This is a genomic window from Mucilaginibacter sp. P5_A4 (genome assembly GCF_056400605.1).
Genome location: NZ_JBFUKX010000056.1, coordinates 1 through 20,687 on the forward strand (window position 1 = coordinate 1; position 20,687 = coordinate 20,687).

At 43.6% G+C, this 20,687-nt stretch carries 11 protein-coding genes; all 11 read right to left on the reverse strand.

Annotated features, from left to right (window positions below; all coding sequences use genetic code 11):
• Nucleotides 1-1,496, reverse strand: a 1,496-nt coding sequence (locus AC1DQW_RS23990) for a carbohydrate binding domain-containing protein (RefSeq protein ID WP_477456363.1), incomplete at its 3' end; no start/stop codon positions are given.
• Nucleotides 1,497-1,632: 136 nt separating this feature from the next.
• Complete coding sequence (locus AC1DQW_RS23995; protein ID WP_477456364.1) at nt 1,633-2,994, reverse strand: glycoside hydrolase family 43 protein; 1,362 nt, start codon at nt 2,992-2,994, stop codon at nt 1,633-1,635.
• Between the two features lie 150 nt (nt 2,995-3,144).
• A complete protein-coding gene (locus AC1DQW_RS24000; protein WP_477456365.1) occupies nt 3,145-5,301 on the reverse strand; it encodes a glycoside hydrolase family 3 C-terminal domain-containing protein in 2,157 nt (718 codons plus the stop codon).
• 30 nt (nt 5,302-5,331) lie between these two features.
• Nucleotides 5,332-8,211, reverse strand: a complete 2,880-nt coding sequence (galA, locus tag AC1DQW_RS24005; protein WP_477456366.1) for a beta-galactosidase GalA — start codon at nt 8,209-8,211, stop codon at nt 5,332-5,334.
• A gap of 87 nt (nt 8,212-8,298) precedes the next feature.
• Nucleotides 8,299-9,753 carry a cellulase family glycosylhydrolase gene (locus AC1DQW_RS24010; protein ID WP_477456367.1) on the reverse strand — a complete coding sequence of 485 codons (1,455 nt, stop codon included), beginning with the start codon at nt 9,751-9,753 and terminating at the stop codon, nt 8,299-8,301.
• Between the two features lie 796 nt (nt 9,754-10,549).
• Entirely contained in the window at nt 10,550-12,085 is a 1,536-nt protein-coding gene (locus AC1DQW_RS24015) for a glycoside hydrolase family 43 protein (protein ID WP_477456368.1), read from the reverse strand.
• A gap of 168 nt (nt 12,086-12,253) precedes the next feature.
• Complete coding sequence (locus AC1DQW_RS24020) at nt 12,254-13,723, reverse strand: cellulase family glycosylhydrolase (RefSeq protein WP_477456369.1); 1,470 nt, start codon at nt 13,721-13,723, stop codon at nt 12,254-12,256.
• A gap of 64 nt (nt 13,724-13,787) precedes the next feature.
• Complete coding sequence (locus tag AC1DQW_RS24025; protein WP_477456370.1) at nt 13,788-15,284, reverse strand: glycan-binding surface protein; 1,497 nt, start codon at nt 15,282-15,284, stop codon at nt 13,788-13,790.
• A gap of 24 nt (nt 15,285-15,308) precedes the next feature.
• Nucleotides 15,309-16,895, reverse strand: a complete 1,587-nt coding sequence (locus AC1DQW_RS24030) for a RagB/SusD family nutrient uptake outer membrane protein (RefSeq protein ID WP_477456371.1) — start codon at nt 16,893-16,895, stop codon at nt 15,309-15,311.
• Between the two features lie 31 nt (nt 16,896-16,926).
• Nucleotides 16,927-20,118: a SusC/RagA family TonB-linked outer membrane protein gene (locus AC1DQW_RS24035; RefSeq protein ID WP_477456372.1), complete on the reverse strand. Its 3,192-nt coding sequence runs from the start codon at nt 20,116-20,118 to the stop codon at nt 16,927-16,929.
• A gap of 331 nt (nt 20,119-20,449) precedes the next feature.
• Nucleotides 20,450-20,572: a hypothetical protein gene (locus AC1DQW_RS24040; RefSeq protein ID WP_477456373.1), complete on the reverse strand. Its 123-nt coding sequence runs from the start codon at nt 20,570-20,572 to the stop codon at nt 20,450-20,452.
• Between the last annotated feature and the right edge of the window lie 115 nt (nt 20,573-20,687).

A 20,687-nucleotide genomic window follows, 5' to 3' on the forward strand; every position in this document is an offset into this window, starting at 1 on the left:
GTGGTGGTGGGCATGCCTTCCGTTGTTGCCCATTCACCTACAAACACTTTATATCCATTGCGGTCGTAGTTATCATAATGGGCTGCATCCTCTTCCATTCCCCAGGCATTGCGGTAATAATGTTCATCTACAATTTCGGGCTTGCGGATGGTTAATTTACTCCTGCTTCCAAGCCAGTCCTTACCTCCGATGCTTGCAATACAGTGAAGGTTTGGGTATTTGGCCTTAATGCCATCATAAAACTGGGCAAAACGTCCGTCGTAACTGCCAGATTCGTCAAACCCGTCTTCGTTGCCAATCTCCACATAGCTGAGTTTAAAGGGCGCCGGGTGTCCATCTGCCGCGCGCTTAGCGCCCCAATAGGTATGGACATCGCCGGTTACATATTCAATTTCATCAAGCGCGTCATCTACGTAAGGCTTCAACAGCGGACCAGCGTCTACATGGTCGGCATCAAGCGAATAGCCTGCAAAAACAGCCAACAATGGTTCCATTTTCAGGTCTTCGCACCATTCTAAAAATTCAAGTAAGCCCATTCCGTCACTCGGGCGGTAGCCCCATGAGCCCGTATGGCCGGGCCGTCCCTCAAGCGGCCCCAAAGTGGTTTTCCACGGAAATGCATCGTTCAATTTCGGGCCTTCAAGGAAATTACCGCCTGGAAAACGTAAAAAACGGGGTTTCATATCGGCCAATAACTTCATGATATCTACCCGGTTCCCATTCGGGCGGTTATGATAGGTTGGCGGAAATAACGAGACGAGGTTAAAATAATAAGCCCCGCTACGGTTTGTTGAAATAACAAAATGGGCATCAGATGTTGGTTTAACACCGGCGCCGGTTGTTAATTTGAGTTCATATTTTTTCCAAAAGGGGCTTTTTATCAAATTAATAACCCCCGAAGCATAAACCGTTTTACCGTCATTGCTTTCTATACTTACGGTTATAGGCCCGGCAGTGTTATCGGCAATTACCGGAACAGTAACTGTAGGCTTGGGTTCCCAGGGGCGGGGGGGAAACGGCTTGCTGCTCGTACCCTTCATATAAAAAGAAGCGTTATAAGTTGTATTAGGCAAAACAGGTATGCCCCAATAACCTTCATTTGCAATACCGGCCCGGCCACCGCCGGTATCCACCAAAAGTCTTAAACAAGTAGTTAACGAGCCATTAATTGCCTGGCGCTGCTGATCGTTGGGTACATTGCTGGGGTTTGGGGCAACTAATTTAATAGTGGCTTTCGCGCCACCTTCCCTGATCACGCTCCATGCTTCCGGCGTATTTGGGTTGTCCTTAAATATCCTGTTCCTGATCAGCTCAGCATACAAACCCCCATCGTACGAATGGTTGATCTCTTCGGTCATCAACCCATACAGTTGCGGGCTTACATTTGCGCCGGGCCTGGTTAAATCAAGCGTAAGCTTAGGGGTTTGCGCTTTTAAACTTGTTGCAGCGAACAGGAACAGGCACAAACTTGAAATGGGTAATAACTTTTTCATCATGAAAGTTTATATTATTTATTGTTTTTTTAACACTTATTTTTACAAGGTCAACTGGTCATTTCCTTTAAAATTTCCCTCGGGTACAAATCTTACGCGAACGACTACATTAAGTAAATTCTTAAGCCCTTATTTATTTCTAATTGAATTTCCACCAGTTGAAATTAAACAAATGCCCCTGGCTACCTTTAAACACAAAGTATACATCGTGAATACCCGTTGCTTTGTTAACCGCAACAGATTGGGTTCCCCATATATCCAAACCGCCTGTGTTTTTTACCGATAAAGTACCTAATAAGAAACCGTCACGACTGTCAATGTGTATCTCTATCATACCTCCATCAGTATTTACTGCAACATCCGCCCAAAATAATTTTGGGCCACTTTTAAAATCGACGCTTCGTACTTTAATATAATCACCACTATCTATAGCTGTTACGTATATGCCATTATTACCTTTTGCGGTACTAACACCCGATTCCCAGGCTATTGTTTCTGCCTCCTGACGAACAAAAGGATCAAGGTTTCTTACTGCTTTGATCACGCCTTCGGTAGTAGGGCTGATCATAGGAATTGTACCATCAGGTTGATAAGTAAATTGATCAACACAAACCGACCTTGTAAAGCCCCCTCCGCCCGGTAAAGCTTCGTTATGATAAAAGAAGTATGAGTTACCATGGTAATCTATCATCCCGGGGTGATTTGTAAATGCGCCGCGTTTCTTAATAATGCGCATAAGTGTATCCCGGTATACCCACGGACCAGTTGGCCCCGTACTGGTAGAATAAGCTATATGCTCCGGCACACCGCCGGCAGGATATACCATATAGTACATTTTTTTTCGTTTATAAAACCAGGGCCCTTCCTCGTATTGGGTAAAACGGTTGGGATCTCCGGTACGTTTCCCAAACCCTTGCTCTGTAAACGGCACCATTTGTATATCTCCTGAATAAGAGATCATATCCTGATTTAATTTCACATAAAACAAGTGTGGGTTTCCCCAATACAGATAAGCCTGCCCATCGGTATCAATAAATACCGTGGGGTCAATATCGCCACGACCAGTATAAGCTAAGGGATGGCCAATGGCATCAATAAATGGCCCTTCGGCTGTTGGGCCAACGGCTACCCCAATAGCCATACCTTTGCCGTCGGTCCGGGTCATTGGCACATACCAGTAAAATTTACCATTACGAAAAATACACTGCCCGGCCCAGGCATCTTTACTTGCCCATGAGAATGTTTTTACCGATAACGGCGCGCCCCTGTCGGTCCAATTCACCATATCTGTGGTTGAAAATAAGTGCCAATCCTTCATAATGAACGGTGTAGCTTTATCCTCGTCGTGGCCTGTGTACAAAAACACGGTGTCATGGTACACCATAGGTGCTGGGTCGGCTGTAAACCTGGTTTGGATAATTGGGTTTTGCGCTCTCACGTTTGTTGCTGTAAACAGGAACAGGCACAAACCTGAAATGGGTAATATTTTTTTCTTCGTCAAAGTCAATATTATTAATTGTTTTTTACACTTATTTACAAGCCAACAGGCCATTTCCACTGAAAATTATTTCTGAGTTTATCGGTATTGCTGATAACCTGTTTGTCCGGTTCACAGATTTTCTATAAACTTCACACTACTTCTGAAATGGGTTTATTTAACCCGGATTTTTACTGTTTTTGAAATATTACGTGATGAATTACCTAACTGAAGAACAAATTCACCAGCTTCAACTTTCCATGATTTTTTCGTCTCGTCGTAAAAAGCCAGATCGCCAACCTTTACATCCAGTTCAACTGTTTTCGTTTCGCCGGGTTGCAGGAAAACTTTTTGGAAAGCCTTCAGTTCTTTTTCAGGGCGTAAAACCGAACAAACCGGATCACTTACATATAACTGCACAACTTCGGCCCCGGATTTGCTTCCTGTATTTTTGATAGTGAATTTTGTGTGGATGGTTTCACCCTTTTTATAGCTTGATTTATCTGTAGAAAATTTGCTGACAGAAAATTCAGTATAGGAAAGCCCGTAACCAAAAGGAAATTGCGGCTGAATTTTCTTCGTGTCGTACCAGCGGTAGCCAACCAGGATACCCTCTTTATATTCGGCCGTTGCGCCTTTACCCGGATAAGTATTTAAAGCAGCAGCAGGGGAATCTTTTAACGATACAGGAAAAGTAAATGGCAACCTGCCTGATGGGTTTACTACTCCTTTTAATACATCGGCCAGCGCATTACCTGCTTCTGAACCGTTAAACCATGACCAAACAACCGCATGGTTGTTTTTTTTGATTTCATTCAGATCGTATGGAGCACCGGCCATGATTACAATAATGGTATTGGCATTAACAGCTGTAACCGCGTTAACCAGTGCCTGCTCGCCAAAAGGCAGTTCCAGGCTTTTACGGTCATGGGCTTCACTTTCATATTCACGGTTGGAGCCGATACATAAAATGGCAACATCGCTGGTTTTTGCAAGCGCTACCGCCTCGTCAATCAGCTTTTGATCGGGTTGATCGTAACCACGGTTTTGTTCATCGCTATTGTTTGCTAAATAGTTAGCCTTGTAACCCTGGGCGAAACTGATGCTGGCCGTTTTGCCGAACCTTGATTTTATACCTACCAACGCGGTAACCTCGTATTTAGCTTTTACACCGGCACCATAACCTCCCAAAGCAAATGTGCGGATGGCATTATCACCGATGACCGCAATGCTTTTAATATTACCTGCTTTTAAAGGCAATAAATGGTTGTCGTTTTTTAACAAAACGATGGATTCTGAGGCAATATGATAGGCGGCTTTGGCATGCGCCGGTGTAGCGATTGATCCTGCAGGATGGTTAGTGCTCATAGAGGTATGGTACATTACCCACAAAATCCTGCGTACCTTATCATCAATTGTTTTTACCGAAACCTGGCCTTCCTTAACAGCTTTAAGTAAAGGTTTAGCAAAATACCACTGATCATACGGCCCGCTTGAGCCCATTTCTATATCCAGCCCGTTGTTCGCCGCTGCAACGGTATGATGTGTCCCGGACCAATCCGACATGACCACTCCTTTAAAGCCCCATTCCTTTTTTAGTACTTTATTTAATAAATAGTCATTCTCGGAACACCAATAGCCGTTCAGCTTATTGTAGGCCGACATAATGGTGTAGGCATTGCCTTGCTGTATGGCTGCTTTAAATGCCGGGAAATAGATTTCGCGCAAAGCTCTTTCATCAACTATGGTATTTACGCTATCGCGGTTAAGCTCCTGGTTATTGGCGGCAAAATGTTTTATGCAGGCTGCCACATGCTGACTTTGAATTCCTTTTACAGCCCCGACAGCCAATAGGCTGTTTAAATACGGGTCTTCCGAATAATATTCGTAGGTACGGCCGCAAAGGGGCATCCGGCAAATATTGAATGCCGGTGCAAGCATTACAATCTTTTTACGGGCATTGGCTTCTTCTCCTATAACTACTCCGTATTTATTTGCCATTAGGGGGTTCCAGGTAGCGGCTATTGCCGAACCATTTGGTAAAAACGTGGCCGAATCGGTTGTCCAGTTGGCCGACGCCCAGTCAAAGCGCTTTATTTCTTCGCGTACGCCTAAGGGGCCATCATCGCAGGTTAGCTCCGGGATACCTAAACGGCTTACGCCCGCCGAAGAAAACAGTGCATTGCCGTGAAGCATGTCTATTTTTTCTTCCAGCGTCATTTTGCCGACGATGCCGTTGATCTTCGCTTTAAGCGCAACCTCGCTTTTATTTTGTGCCGAAACGCCGCCGGCAACGAAAAATGCCATAAAACAGGCAATGGTATATTTCATAAATTATTATTTCTTCTCTTTATGTGGATGCTATTTATCTGCAGCGGTAATTTGAACAACAGCTGCTTTTAAACCTGGCGAAGTTGCTTTTAATATTATCTGGCCTGGCTGCCCGGTTGATTGTACAATAACCTGGGCACTCCCGTTAAATAGCTTTCTTTTATAAGGCGCAGCCGGATAAAGCAGCTGTATTAAGCCGGGATCGGTATTAACGCCCGACCAGATATTTGCTTTGAGTAATGGCGTAGCAACAATGGCTATGGCATTGATGCCCGGGTGCAGTAATGAGGCATCCAGTTTAAATTCAGGGCTTTCGCCACTCTCCTTAATTTCTTTAGCTATCTGTTTACCGTTAATATAAATGCTTTGCACTTTGCCGATATTTTTACTGAAAAATGTAGCGGTAGAAGCTGCAGCATCAGTGGGAATGGAAAAGCCAGCCCTATAAACCAAAGCTTTTACTTTTTGCCCAAAATTATTATCCCGCACATCTTTAAATGCAGTTTGCCAACCGCTGTCGTCATAATCTTCCGCAACCTCGGCCTTCACATTTAAATCATCTACAAATTTCTCCTTAAAATTGCCTATCTGAACAAGGTTAATCCGTTCCAAGTATTGATCGGGTTCCAGCGAGGTGGGATCTCCGTTGCCAACACCTATTATTTTACCCGGTCCCTCAATTGAAAAGCCCAGTTCATTGTCGGCCGTTGGCACCCTTAAATTATTTTTATCAGTAGTTTGTACGGTAATTAAGGCGATATCTTTGCTATCGGCTTTGATTGTCTCCCTGTTAGCCTGTAATTTAATATTGACCGGGACCAGGGTTGTTTTAACAACATCGCTGCCCGCTTTTATCCCTTTTTTATAACCTATAGCTTCCAATGTTCCCGGCTCATATTTCACCTGCCATTCCAGGTGCCCGTTTGGCTCCATAGTTTTTTTACCGAGGCTTTTCTTATTCAGAAAAAGTTCAACCTCGTCGCAATTACTATAGGCGCACACCCGTATTTCCAGCCCTTCTTTACCTTGCCAGTTCCAGTGGGGCAACAGGTGTACAACGGTTTGGTCAGTCCACCATGACTTTAAATAATAGTAATCGTCTTTGGGGAAACCGCAGGCATCAAGCATTCCAAAATATGATCCGACAGAGGGCCATCCAAATGGTGTAGGCTCGCCCCTGTAATCAAAACCCGTCCAAATGAACATCCCTGCCAGGTACGGACGTGCGGCGTAATGTTTCCAGCCTTGCTCCAGGCTATAAAAAGAGTCGTTTTGCTTTCTGTCGTATGCAACAAGTTGCTGCTTGCCCATATCATCCTCATAAATCCCTCGTGAGGCTACGGTCGATCCTTCCTCGGTACCCCAGCTAAACTGGTTGGGGTACTTTTTATGTTGTTCGTCGGTATTTTTAGTTGCTACGTAATTATAGCCCAGCACATCTATTACTGTTGATATTCCATTGCCAATACCACCGCTTATAGCCGCTGTGATATACCGGGTTGAATCGACAGATTTGGCAAAGGCCTGCATAGTAGCGGCTATACGCGCCCCGGTAATATTACCTTCAATGCCCCACTCTTCGTTCCCTATTGACCAACTGATGATGCTGGGATGGTTTCTATCGCGCAGGATCATCCTTTTCAGGTCATTTAGCTCTGTAGATGCTACGCCCATTAAGCGGTTTTCATCTATAACCAGCATACCCAACTTATCGCAGGCATCCAGCAATTCGGGCGTTGGCGGATGATGTGAACAGCGATAGGCATTGGAACCCATACCTTTTAAAGTACGGATCCGAAACTCCTGTAAAGCATCGGGCATGGCAGCACCTACACCGGCATGATCCTGATGATTATTGGTTCCCTTTATTTTAACGTGTTTGCCATTCAGRAAAAAACCTTCGTTGGCATCAAACCTGATGGTGCGAATTCCAAATGTTGTTGTATAAYTGTCGGTAACAGCGCCATTCTCTTCAACGGYGGTAAGCAACCGGTGCAGGAAGGGGSTTTCTATCGACCAYAGCTTMGGATTAGTTACAGRTAAAACGCTTTTAACATCCTGCGATGTAAAAGGTTTCAAAGTAAGCACTGTCGTTTTTCCGGTAGTAAGCGTTTTACCATCGACATCAACAATGGTTTGTGTTACGCTGAAGCTCCTTGCTTTTTTATCGCTATTAATAATCGTGGCCGTTGCAGTAACATCGGCAATATTGTTTTTCACCTGGGTTGTAACACATGTTCCGTTGGCAGCAATATGCAGCTGGTCGGTTTTATTGAGCCAAACATGCCGGTAAATACCGGCGCCTTCATAAAACCAGCCTTCTTCCATGGTTGCATCAGCCCGTACCGCTATAACATTATTACCACCATAGTTCAAATATTCAGAAATATCGTATTCAAAGCTATTATACCCACTGGGCTCGGTACCCAGGTAATGTCCGTTGACCCAAACTACACTGTTACGAAAAACACCGTCGAAGGCTATGGATATATGCTTACCCAGATCGGTAGCGGGAACAACAAAAGGTTTACGATACCAGCCCACGCTGGCATCTGGAAAGTTACGGCCTATTGCCTTCGATCCGTGGCTTGAGCTAGCTTTAGGACTAAAAGGCTGTTCAACCGCCCAGTCATGCGGGAGGTTAATTTTACGCCACCCCCTATCATCAAATCCTGGCGATGCAGCGCCATCGCCGTAGCCGGTTTTAGCGAAATAAGAAAACCCTCCTGTTCCGTTATAATAGTCCTTTGCCGGATCGTAAGGATGCCCTAATGCAAAGCGCCAGTCATTATCTATACAAGCGTGTTCGCGTTTTGATGCCGCCGCCGAAGGTTGCGCATGTGTGGTTGTTTTTACCGTTGCCAGTAACAGGATACAAAATACCCCTTTTATTATGTATTTATTTTTCATTGTCGATTAAGATGCATTGGCAAGGCCGATAATCCGAAATGTTGTATAAAAATACCGGGCCTTTTGTTAAAAGCCACAGGTATTCATTTATTTACCGCCTGCGTTAAGGGCCACTATTGTACGCTGATCTTTTACTGTATAATTTCGCCTGTCTAAAGCGCCGCCTGTATCCCAAAAAAATGGCAGCATCCCGTTGGCTTTGGCTTGTTTTGTAACATAAGTAAGCCAATAATCCACGGCATCGTTGTGTGTTGCCAGGTCTAACGGAACATGTGCTGTATTGTCGCGCCTGTAGGTTCCGTATTCGCCCAACAGGACAGGAATGCCTTTGTCGGCGAATTTTGTCTTCATCTTGTTGAAAGTAGCATTTACATCACTCTCTTCGCCAAAGGTGGCATTACGACCTGGTTCTATAATAGAATGGTGCCCTGCTCCCCAATAGTAGAACATCTTGCCCCAGTCTGCATCCTCGTTCATTAAGCAAAATTGAAATGGAGAATAATAATGCACCTCGACCATCATCCGCGCCGCCGCCTGATCCTGGGGAAGAGTACTCATCAGATTATTGGTTTTGTCAATATCTGTTGACGGGCCCTGGACCACTAATACCCGGTAACTGTTCTTGCCACCGGTAGACCGTACCGTATTGATAAACGTTTGATGATAAGATAGTAAAACCTTCATCCCTGTAGCATCTGATGCAGGAGGTTCGTTGGCGCTGGCAAACATCAGGTGTTCGTCAAAATCGCGCATAGTTGTAGCAATTTGCTCCCAAAACGCTTTTTGCTTAGCATTAACCGAATCCTGTTTTATGGTGTTAATGTTATTATCTAACCAGCCGTTATCCCAATGTATGTTGAGTAAAACATACATATCATTTTTTACGCAATATCCTACCACTTCTTTTACCCTGTTAAGCCAGTTGGGGTCTATTTGTGCGGTTGCCGGGTTGCTTAAATGTCCCCAATTCCAGGCACATGGAAGGCGAATGGCGTTAAAGCCCTGTTGTTTTACGAATTTTACATAATCCTCGGTAATTAAAGGATTGCCCCAGCCTGTTTCACCGGGAGCTTCCAGGGTATTACCGATATTCCATCCTAACTTTATTTTAGCGGCGAGTTGAACGGCATTACTGCTCATCCCGGTTGCATCAGGAGCTTTTGGCGAAGTATTATAAGTTGGATATAGGTTGGATGTTTGGGACACCGTTACCCTTCTTGATTGACCATTGGATGAATTGATGACTAAAACACCCGAACGTGTTAATCCAGTACTATTTTGCGACAGCGTTGTTAAATGAATGACACTGCTGCCGCCGCCGCCAGATGTAGTGTTTAATTGCAGCCAGGCCGAAGCAGGGTTACTGATGTTCCATGTAGCATTACCTGTAACAGATAAATCCTGAGTCCCGCCTTCAGGCGCAAAAGTTACGGCAGTCTGGCTTATTGTTAGCTCGGGCTGCGCATTACTTGTCTTTTTACACGAGAAAAAAAATATAATGGTAATTGGTATTAATAATTTAAAATAAAACTGTTTTTTCATTCTTTATAATGCTTAGTATTTAAATTTTTGCTGATCAATTTCTACCAAATGTCTTTACCCGTCTCCGGCGATGATCTCATTGATGGACTTTTACCACGTTATATTCCTGTCCAATACCCCTAACCGCATCCTTAAAAAAGGTTTAATAGCATTGGCCAATTGTCAGTAAAATTGCCCTTGCATTTTTAATAGCGAAGCTTATTGCCCGGCCTTCATCGTTATTGTATTTTTAAAATCTTTAATCGTCGGCTTCCTTATCGGCATGATCCCTTGTGTTGAAAAACAGAATTTTTGTGGTGTGAAAAATGCCGGGACCTCTCTGTAAAGGCCCCAGGCATCCACTTATAAACAACTAAAACTCTCTCTTATTTAATTTTCAAACTTTTGATCTCTTTATTGTAAAACTCAGTGTATTTTCAAGCCACGCCCCTCTTTTCAGCGGTGTCGGGCCTGCAGGCAATTGTACCGCTTTAAATACGTTGTCTGCTTTTGAAGTATTCATTAGCCAAATCGATCGAAGTAAAAATTCTGTGATCCTTATGGATCACAGAATTTTTAAAGTTTAGCTCACCAGAAACGGTACTATCCAATCTGTTCACAGTACCGCTGCTCCAGTAAAAGCTTTAATCCAACACTACTGTTTATATACTGCTTTACTGGCATCCATCATACGCTGATCAAGCACCTTACCGGGGCTCCCAAAAGAAAGGCTTAACGGTTTCACCGAATCGGCAGTAACAGTCCGTTTTGATCGGACATCTACTTATAAATAGCATCAATAAACCGGCAATCGGAATTAATAAATGAATTTCCATTCATCAAACAAAAAACCCTCTCCTTTAAATACAAAATAGATATTCCCTACTCCTTTAACTATGTTCAGTCCTATTTTCTTTGAGAGCGTAGTCCATTCCTTCTCATCACATGTAAGGGAAACAAGAGCCGGGCCTTTAAGATTATTTACATAAACATCAATTCTACCTGTTCCTTTCACCCTGGCTTCGAATTTGGCAGGAATCTGTTTGCTAAAATCGGCTCCCCGCACCATGAGACATTGTTTATCTATTTGTCCTTTGGCAACCATATTACCCACAATACCAACAGTATCGAACTGGACGTGACCCGAAGTGGCTGCAGTGGTTTCTGCTTGCTGAACAACGAATGGATTTAATAGGCTAAGTTGTGACGGACCTTTAAAAGTTGCGCTGACCATGGGGATATTCACGCCATTCCCTTCATCCACCTGTATTGGTTCGATACCCGCATTACGAAAACCACCCTTAGTGTTAAAATAATCCTGTAAATACATGGCATGGTAGGCAAGATAATATTTCTCTTTAAACTTGAACAAGTGAGTGTGATTGTTTGTCAAAGGTCCCACGTTAACGTCGCCGGTATTCTTAAAGTAATTATCGCGATACTTCCAACTATCCTTATCTAAGGGTGTCTTACTTGTCATATAAGATATGTTGCATGCGGTTGGTTTAGCAATAGTGCTATAGGGCCATTCAGTGCGTTCATCCCAACTCGTACAATAGCTATAAACCCAGGTTCCATTGATAAAGTTAAGGTCGCTGGCCTCATTAAAATAAGGAGCGGGTATCTTAGAAATACTGCTKGCCAAACTGATCATATCTGCTCCTAATTTGACAATCCTGGCATTATCCGGCATATATTTTGTTTTGGGCGTTCCGGCTCCAAAAACCAGCCAGCCTGTACCCTGGCCGTCAATTAGAACTCCAGGATCGAAYGGAGCACCGACATCYACACCGGGGACAGAGCGGTCGACTATGTTCTTTCCTAATGGGTCTTTCCAGGGGCCAACGGGAGAGGTGGAAGTAAGCACGGCTGAGCCACCACCGCCATTGGAGTAGTACAAATAGAAGTGCGTTTTACCATCTGCTTCCATTCTGGATGTAATGGAAGGAGCCCAGGAATTCTGACTCCATGGCGCCAGTACTGCTGTATTTATGAGGCCATGATAAGTCCAGTTAACCATATCATCGGAAGACATCATGACCAGTGTACGGATATGCTCGTATGAATTTTTCCCATCTTTTCCTACATGCTCATACTGTTGATGATCATTCGTGGCATACACATAAATTCTTCCATTATATTCTACAGCTGTTGGGTCGGCCGTAAATATAAAATCTAATAAAGGATTCGCATTATTGGTGAGAAGTTTCGGCGAAACATTTGCAAATTTTTCTTCCAGTTTTTCATTAACCACTTTCGGTTTATCCACATTAGCCTGAGCTTCTACATCTTTTTTATATCCCAAAAAAGAGATAGCAAGGGCCGTACTTAACAACACTTTTTTTCTAAACATGCTTTTTTTACTTTACCTAAAAAACGAATACTCGTTAAGGGTAATTTCAATTGATTAATTATTCTTTAAGCTAGGTAACAAAGAGGTTAACCTTTCCCGGGGACTGGCGAACGCTTAACCAATCTCAGGGAAGGGAAATAACCTTATGCTATAATTGACACTATACTATTACTTATATCCTTCCTTAAGGGCATCATACATGCGCTGGTCCTTTATCACATTGTTTTTTCTGTCTAACATAAAACCTATCTCCCACAGGAATGGCATAAGGCCATTCGCTCTCATAGTTTTGGTCGTAAAAGTTGTCCAGTGATCCACCGACTTGTTGTGCATATCCTGATCCTTAGGAGTAGGCTTATTGAGGCCAGGAGTCCGCCTCCAGACTGCATATTCACCCAGTATAACAGGGATACCTTGATCAACAAACTTTTTCATCTTTGCGTATTCGGCAATAAGCGCATCCTCTTCTCCGAAGGTAGCGTTGCGCTCGGGCTCAATAGTAGAGTGATTCCCGGCTCCCCAGTAATAAACCATTTTGCCCCAACTTACATCTCCGTCGATTACTAAAGTAAATGTAGAAGGCGAGTAGCTATGTACCTCAAGCATCATACGATTAGGTGTCGGGTCGTGAGGCATAGTAGTCATCAGATCAGAAGTTAAGTAACTGTCAGTTCTAGGCCCCTGCACAACCAGCACCCGGTTACTGTTTCTGCCCCCTGTAGAGCGAACTGCCTTGATGAATGTTTCATGATAACCATTAAGTATGGTCATCTGCCCGGCGTTTTCAGCCGTAGGTTCATTTGCGCCGGCAAAAATAAGATGCTCATCAAAATCACGCATAGTTGTAGCAATTTGCTCCCAAATCGCTTTTTGCATCGCGTTAACGGAATCTTTCTTTAACGCGTTGACATTATTTTCCAGCCAGCCACTATCCCCGTGAGCATTCAGCATCACATACATATCATTAGCCACACACCATCCAACCACTTCTTTCACCCGCGCAAGCCATGCAGGGTCAATTTTTGCCTTGCTCCGGTCGCTTAAATGGCTCCAAACCCAGTTACAGGGAAGCCGTATAGCTTTGAAACCTAAACTTTTTACAAATTTTATATACGATTCGGTAACTTTACTATTCACCCAGTCGGCTTCGTTTGGCGATTCCATGGTATTGCCAAAATTTATTCCCATTCCCGTACGCATTTTTGCCGCCAGCTGCACGGCATTACTGCTCATTCCGGTCATGTCTGGCGCTATGGGCGATGTATTATAGCCTGGATATAAGTTGGGGGCCTGGGTAACCGTCACCCTTCTTGCCTGGCCGTTGGAACAATTTATAAATAAAACACCAGAGCGGCTTGCCCCTGTACCATTTTCCGATAATGTTGTTAACTGAATAACAGTGCTGCCGCTTTTGCCTGTTGTTGTATTTATTTGCAACCACGAATAAGCAGGATTGCTGATGCTCCAATCGGCATTAGCTGAAACGGATAGGTCTTGGGTCCCCCCGTCACCCGTAAAAGTTATGGTGGGTACGCTAACTGTTAGTTGCGGGTCCGGGTTCTTCGTTTTTTTACAGGAGAATAAAGATATAACTGCAATAAGAGATATCAATATTGTAAAAGAATACTTAATTTTCATTTGTCTCAATTTTAATTAGTTAAAAAGCCCCGCGGCGATATGCTGCCGTGGGGCTGTAGGCTATTTAATTTTTCACACACCTAATATTGTCAATAGCGGCATAAAAACCAGTTCCAGTTGGCGAAGTACTGAAATTTTTAAGGGTCATATTATAACTATTCGCACCAGTAGGCCCTAATAATTGGCTTATTTGAGTAATTGATTCACCATCCCCTAATTCGTCAACTTTTGATCTGAAGTCAGATAAAGGAATAGTTACGGTTTGCCAACCTTTCGTTTTAAAAGCTTTGGTAACATTTGAACCAGGAATTTTCCATGGCTCATAACGCGCAACATAACTGTCACCTGCAAATTCAGTTCTAATATAAAGCGTACCTCCATTCCATGGGTGGGCCACACTTATTTCAAATTGAAGGGCCCAGTGTGAAGGAGGATCTGTAAGATTTGCCACAGGTACCCAGTGATTACCCGTATTAGAATTACCCAATGGGGCGTACTTACTTGCACCGCCATCTAAAACAGGAGAATCAAAATATATATACATCGTATTATTTGTTCCCATCGAACCATTAAAATCGGCCACAGGGCCGAAAGCCAATTTTTCATCTCCCCACCAGGCATAACCAAAATAATCACCCCACTCAAAATTTGCTAAAAGACCATCAGTAACGCCATTTTGAGTATTTACTTTATAAGGAGTAGAAATCGTTCCATAACTGGTAACAATGGTCACTGGCCCACTGGAGTAGCTATTCCTATCTGGAGCCGAAAACTTAACATAAGCGCCATGTGGACTTTCTGTGAAATTTGTAATAGTAGCACCGCCAAAAGAAATTGACTGGATAGTCTTAAGGTAAGTACCATAAACATAAACCGAATCACCAGCGTTGGCATTAGCGTTGGAAATGCCGCTAATGATTGGCTTTGCATTTATGGTATCCCGGGCAGTACCGGATTTAGTGGTGACTATGATAAACTTGTCGGATGTTGTTGCCGGCATCAGGAAACCAAGGGAGGTACCATCGGCATTCGAGTTAAATTTTGGAATTTTGGTTCCGCCATATGAAAACTGCTGAACCAATACTAAATTGGAACCGTACAGATAAACCGAATCGCCGGGGGCGGCAAACACATCGGATACGGCGCTAATAGTTGGCGCCGGCGGGCCTAATTTGAAAGCGAACGTTGCTGAACCTGCTCCTGTAACATATTTTACCGTATACAGTTTGGCAGTATCAATTTTTCCAAAATCTATATTAGGGATTTTCACCACAGCACTGCCGGGGGCAAATAAAGCTGTGTTAAAAGAGGCGGGAACCCCATCAAAATAAATTTGAGTTGCATTTTGCAAATTCTGCCCGGTTATTACCACCCATTGACCTTTTGCTACGGCGCTATTTAAAACCGTATCATTAGGTGAGGCTACGTAACTTTTAATAGCCGCGATAACCGGAGGGGCGCTGCTGCCGCCATCTGCATTCTTTTTACAAGCTGGTGATAAAGCCACGATCATAAACAAAAGCGGCAAAAAACACAGGCGTAAGTATGATTTCTTTTTCATAACAAAATATTTAAAATGTTTTAATTAATAGTAAGGTACCGGCGGCTGTGCCAATTTAGGGTCGGTGGTTAACTCTGATGACGGAATTGGCAAGGTAAATGAATTGATAGTTGCCGGAAGCGTAACTGGCGGAGCAATAGTATCCCTTGTAGCCTTACGCGTTACAGGGTCATAAGTAAACGAAATCCGGCCGTGGGTGGCATCCTGATCATTAAGAAACTTCACAGCATTCGACGGATCATAATAAGAATACCTAACCAGGTCTATCCAATATTGTCCTTCAAAAGCAAGTTCAACCCTTCTCTCCGTGCGCAATAAAGCCGGGGTTATCACATCCACAATATCAACGCCGGCCCTTGTCCGCACTTTATTAAAATAAAATCGGGCTTCAGCATCGCTCGTACTGGCATTATTGCCCAAAATAGCTTCGACATATACCAAATACACATCGGCCAACCTTAGGATTGCATTATGTTCGGGGGATGACCATCCGTCCATTGTTGGCGAATTGTTGTCTTTTTCGTTGCCAATAATGTGTTTTTTCAGGCCCGTCCCTGTCGCCTTATAACCACCACCGGCGGCATTCAATTCGGGATAAAAATCTCCATTCAACATAATAGTGGCTTTGCGCCTTACCGTATCCTTAGCAGAATACATCCGGTATAAATCATAGGTTGGTTGTAAGGCTTGCCATCCACCTTGTTTTTGTGGAAGTATATCTGCGCTTGGTGAAAAATAAAGTTGTATAGCATTGCCACCTCCATAACCTACACCAGCGGCCCATTGAAGCGCGAACAATGACTCAGGGTTATCGTTGTTTTGCGCCTTGAAAAGGTCATAATAGCTGGGCAGCAAATCTAAATTGCTTTTACACACATTGCCCGCATACTTTTTGGCACTGTCAAGCAAGGCCTGGTCGCGTGAACCGCTTTTGCCTACACCTGCCATCGTCAGATATACTTTGCCCAGCATTCCCTGCGCCGACCAGGTAGTTACCCGGCCTTTTTCGTCTGTTTTTGGAAGGTTTTGCGCTGCGAAGGTTAAGTCTTTGGCAACGAATTTATAAACATCCGAAACAATATTACGAGGAAGCAGCGGATCTTTAATCAGTTTGCTGTTGTCTTCAATAATTGGCACTGCACCCCAATATACCGCCAAATGATAATAAGCAACGGCACGAACAAACTTCGCCTCAGCTATGGCCGCATTTTTGTCTGCCGCTGAAATGGACGGATCAGCCTGGGTCTGTATGGCGTTGATAACGCCATTACATTGCGCAATAACATTGTACAACCCAACCCAGCCATTTGTCACCAGACCATTTTGCGCGGTAATAGTGCGTGTAAAAAGCTGTACTAAATCGTTACTATACTGAAAGCTGCCGGTGCCGCTCAATACGTCGCCAAATGGTATCATGGCACCATTGTTCCATTGAAACCACTGCGAACCGCCGTAAAGGCTTGCCGTAGCCAGGCGTAAATCGGAGGTGGTTTTGTAAAAATTAAGAGAACTTATCTGCGAGTTGGACGGACGGTCCAAAAAACTCTTTTTACATCCGGCCACTGCTGCCGCACATAGCAGGATGATGATAATTTTGTTAATTGATTTCATAAACATATATTTTTAATCGGTGATCGTTTTATTATTTCAAGGTTATGTTTGCACCAATAGTAAATACTCTTGGCTGCGGGTAATAACCGCTGTCCCAACCTGCCTGAAGCGGGTTCCACGAACCAATTTCAGGATCCATGCCTTTATATTTTGTAATTATAAATGCATTGGATACGTTGGCATATATCCTGACTGACCGAACAGCTATTTTTGATAAAAGACTTTCTGACAACCGGTACCCCAAGGTGATATTTTTGCACCGCAGGAATGAACCATCCTCGATCATCAAACTATTAGGACGGTTATTGCTGTTGGTATTGTCATTTCTCACGCCTACAATTGTTGTATTTGGGTTGGTAACATATACATTGTTAACATCGGATGCAGAGCCGTTAGGATCTACCATAGCCAGTTTTGCATAATTTAATACCGATGTAAAATAGGTAGTATGGTTTTGCGGATCGGATTGCTGTATTGCCATTTGATTGAACACCTTGTTGCCATAGCTACCACTAAAGAAAATATTCAGATCAAAATTTTTGTAGTTAAAGGTATTATTGATACCATACTGGAATTTCGGGATCGGGGAACCCAAAAAGGTTTGATCCCTGGAGTCGATAATACCGTCGCCATTCAAATCCTTGAACATACGGTCGCCGTACCAGATACCACCGCCTGCCGGAGAAACCGGATAAGGGTTACCACTTGCGTTAGCAGGCAGGGCATGGTTTAGAAGATCAGATGGCTTTGCAAATATCCCATCAAATACGTAACCGTAAAATTCGCCAACGGGCTGGCCCACCACCGTTTTTTCAATTATGTCGTTAATTACATATGATTTCTGGCTTAGGTTAGCATCAGTTCCCCCGGCACCTAAGTAGGTCACTTTATTGTTATTTCGCGATATGGTGAACGCAGTTTTCCAACTGAAATTTTTAGAAGTAATATTGGTAGAATTGATTTGTAAATCAACCCCTTTGTTGGTTAGCGAGCCGACATTGGCAAAAGGCGCTTGCATGGATCCCGGGCCCCAACCCGCTACCGTACCAGAGTATGCCGGAAGCGGCACCTGTAACAAAAGGTCCTTTGTTTCGCGGTCGTAAACATCTAATGAAAAACCTAACCGCCCATTCCAGAACGATCCGTCGATCCCCGCGCTGTAATAATTAGTTTTTTCCCACTTCACATCCGGGTTTGACAAATTGTTTTGAAACTGCGCTGTACCTGATAAGCCATTTGTAACCGATGCAAGTTGGGTTACATAAGTATTGCCCGGTATGCCCTGGTTGTTGGTTAGCCCATAACCAATCCTCAGCTTCAATTCATTTATAGATTTTACGCCTTTTAAAAACGCCTCATTATTAATTTTCCAGGCAAACCCACCCGAATAGGTAGTACCCCAACGATTGTTGGTGGGAAAATTTGAAGAGCCATCGCTCCTTATATTGCCGGTGAGCAGGTACCTGTCATCCCATGAAAAATTGATACGGCCGAAATAAGATTCCCGTGCAGAGCCGCCGGTGGGGTTTGATTGTGAATTATCGCCGGAATTTTTGGCCGTGCTGGCATCCCCCGCATTAATGGCCTGCACATTGTTTGAAGGAAAATTCCTTCGGTCACCGCTAACATTTTCAAAAGTGCTCTCCTGCGATTCATGCCCTGCTAAAGCATCAATATGAAATTTTTTGAAATTACGGTTATAAGTTAAAAAATTGCGTATTACAATATAAAAATTTTGGCCGGCGGCAGAGGAACCGTAGTTAGGGCTGGGGGTGCCTTTACCAAAGCTATAAGTTGGCGAAAACCTGTCTTCCGTATTAAAATCGAAATTACCGGATAGTTCATTTCGCAGCGACAGGTCTTTGGTAAATTGTATTTCGGCATACACGTTGCCAAATATCTGGTTCCTCTTTTTCAGGTCTTTTACAATTTTTGCCAATGCCACCGGGTTGGCAACAGGTTGTACCCAACCGTTGGGGTCGGTAACACCACCAAAGGAACCATCACCGTTTGTTACCGGAACATCGGGGGTAATGCTCAGCGCGGTGCCGATTACATTACTGGCGGTTGAATTTACATTTTCATTAATATGCGCCAATTGAAGGCTGGTCCCTATTTTTAACCAATCAGTGGTTTTGTTATCTAAATTCAGCCTTACGGAGTATCTTTTAAAATTAGATCCAAGGGCTATCCCGTCCTGGTTAAAATACGAGGTTGATAGTAAATATTGGGTTCTGGCATCCCCGCCGTTTACAGTAATTGTGTGGCTCATCATCGGGGCCTTCCGGAATAATTCTTTTTGCCAGTCGGTACCTTTACCTAAATATTGAGGATTGGCAAATTCGGGCCTGGCATCAAAGCCCCAGGCAACGGCCCGGGCATTAATAAAAGTAGCAAATTGTTGCAAATCTACCGTAGGGAGCCGCTTGAGTATTTCCTGGTAACCGGTATAGAAATCGTAAGTTATCTGCGGTGGTCCGGCTTTGCCCCTTTTTGTAGTAACAACAACTACGCCATTGGTTGCCTGCGAACCGTATATGGCTGTTGCCGAAGCATCTTTCAATACATCTATTGATTCAATTTCGGCAGGATTGATGGCATTTAACGGATTAGAACCGTTACCGGGGTCGGAAACCGGTGGAATAATAATACCATCTATTACGTACAGTGGCGAATTAGAGCCGGTTATTGACGACACGCCACGTATTTGAATAGATACCCCGCCACCAGGCTGGCCCGACACTTGCTGAACCACAACCCCTGCAACTTTACCCTGCAGGGCCTGGTCAAAAGTAGTTGGTTGCGTTTGGCGCAAATTGGCTCCTGATATTGAACTGATAGAGCCCGTTACATCGGGCCTCCGCGCTTTACCATAACCAATAACAACAACCTCGTTCAAATTGCTGGATGTTGAATTCAGCCTGACATTAATTGCGCCGGCCTGCTTAACAGTTATTTCCTGTTGCGCATAACCTAAAAAGTTAAAAATAAGCACTTTGCCCGGCTCAGCGGCTATGGCATAACTACCATCAATGCTGGAGATAGTGCCCAGGCCTGTCCCTTTAATCTTAATGCTTACGCCTGGTATCGGCTGGCCATCTTCGGCACCTGTTATTTTGCCCGTAATATTTACGGTTTGTGCATGGGCAGATATATAAAGAAATATACCCGCGATGATTAATGAAATCTGGTATTTCACTCTCTTTTGTAAATTTTTATCCATCTTTTAAAAGGATTTTAAGGTTTGATAATTGGTACATTGTTTTTGGTTAGTGCTTAATTGGTTTTTCTTCATTCATAATTGTTTTGTTATCATATTTTTTAAATATCCGGATACCCGGCAACAACCATTTGAAACTATTTACTGTTCAGTTTTTGCCGTTGAAAGCTTACCGGAACGATAAATTGGTTTGTTTATTTGGCTATTGGTTAACTTCTCGGCATTATTTTCCTCCCATATTTATATGTTAAATTGAATTTATTACCTGCGTGCAATGGCCGAATGGCACACTACCAGCATCAGATTAAATAAGATAATTTATGTAAAAAGCCCGTTATTGTTGCAGGCAGCCTATGCCGCTCAATTGTATATGCGGTATTAATGATGGCCGCCGAACTGTTTTTGGTAACTGCCCGGCAGGCAAATAACAGGCGCTAATAAGTACACGTTTTGGCATAATGCTTAGTTTAATCAGGTTACTATTAAAATTGGTTATGTGCCTGCACCGTTACCGGATGACAGGGCTGCGGCAGTTATATTGAATTTATGCCGTTTTGTATAGGTTAAAATTA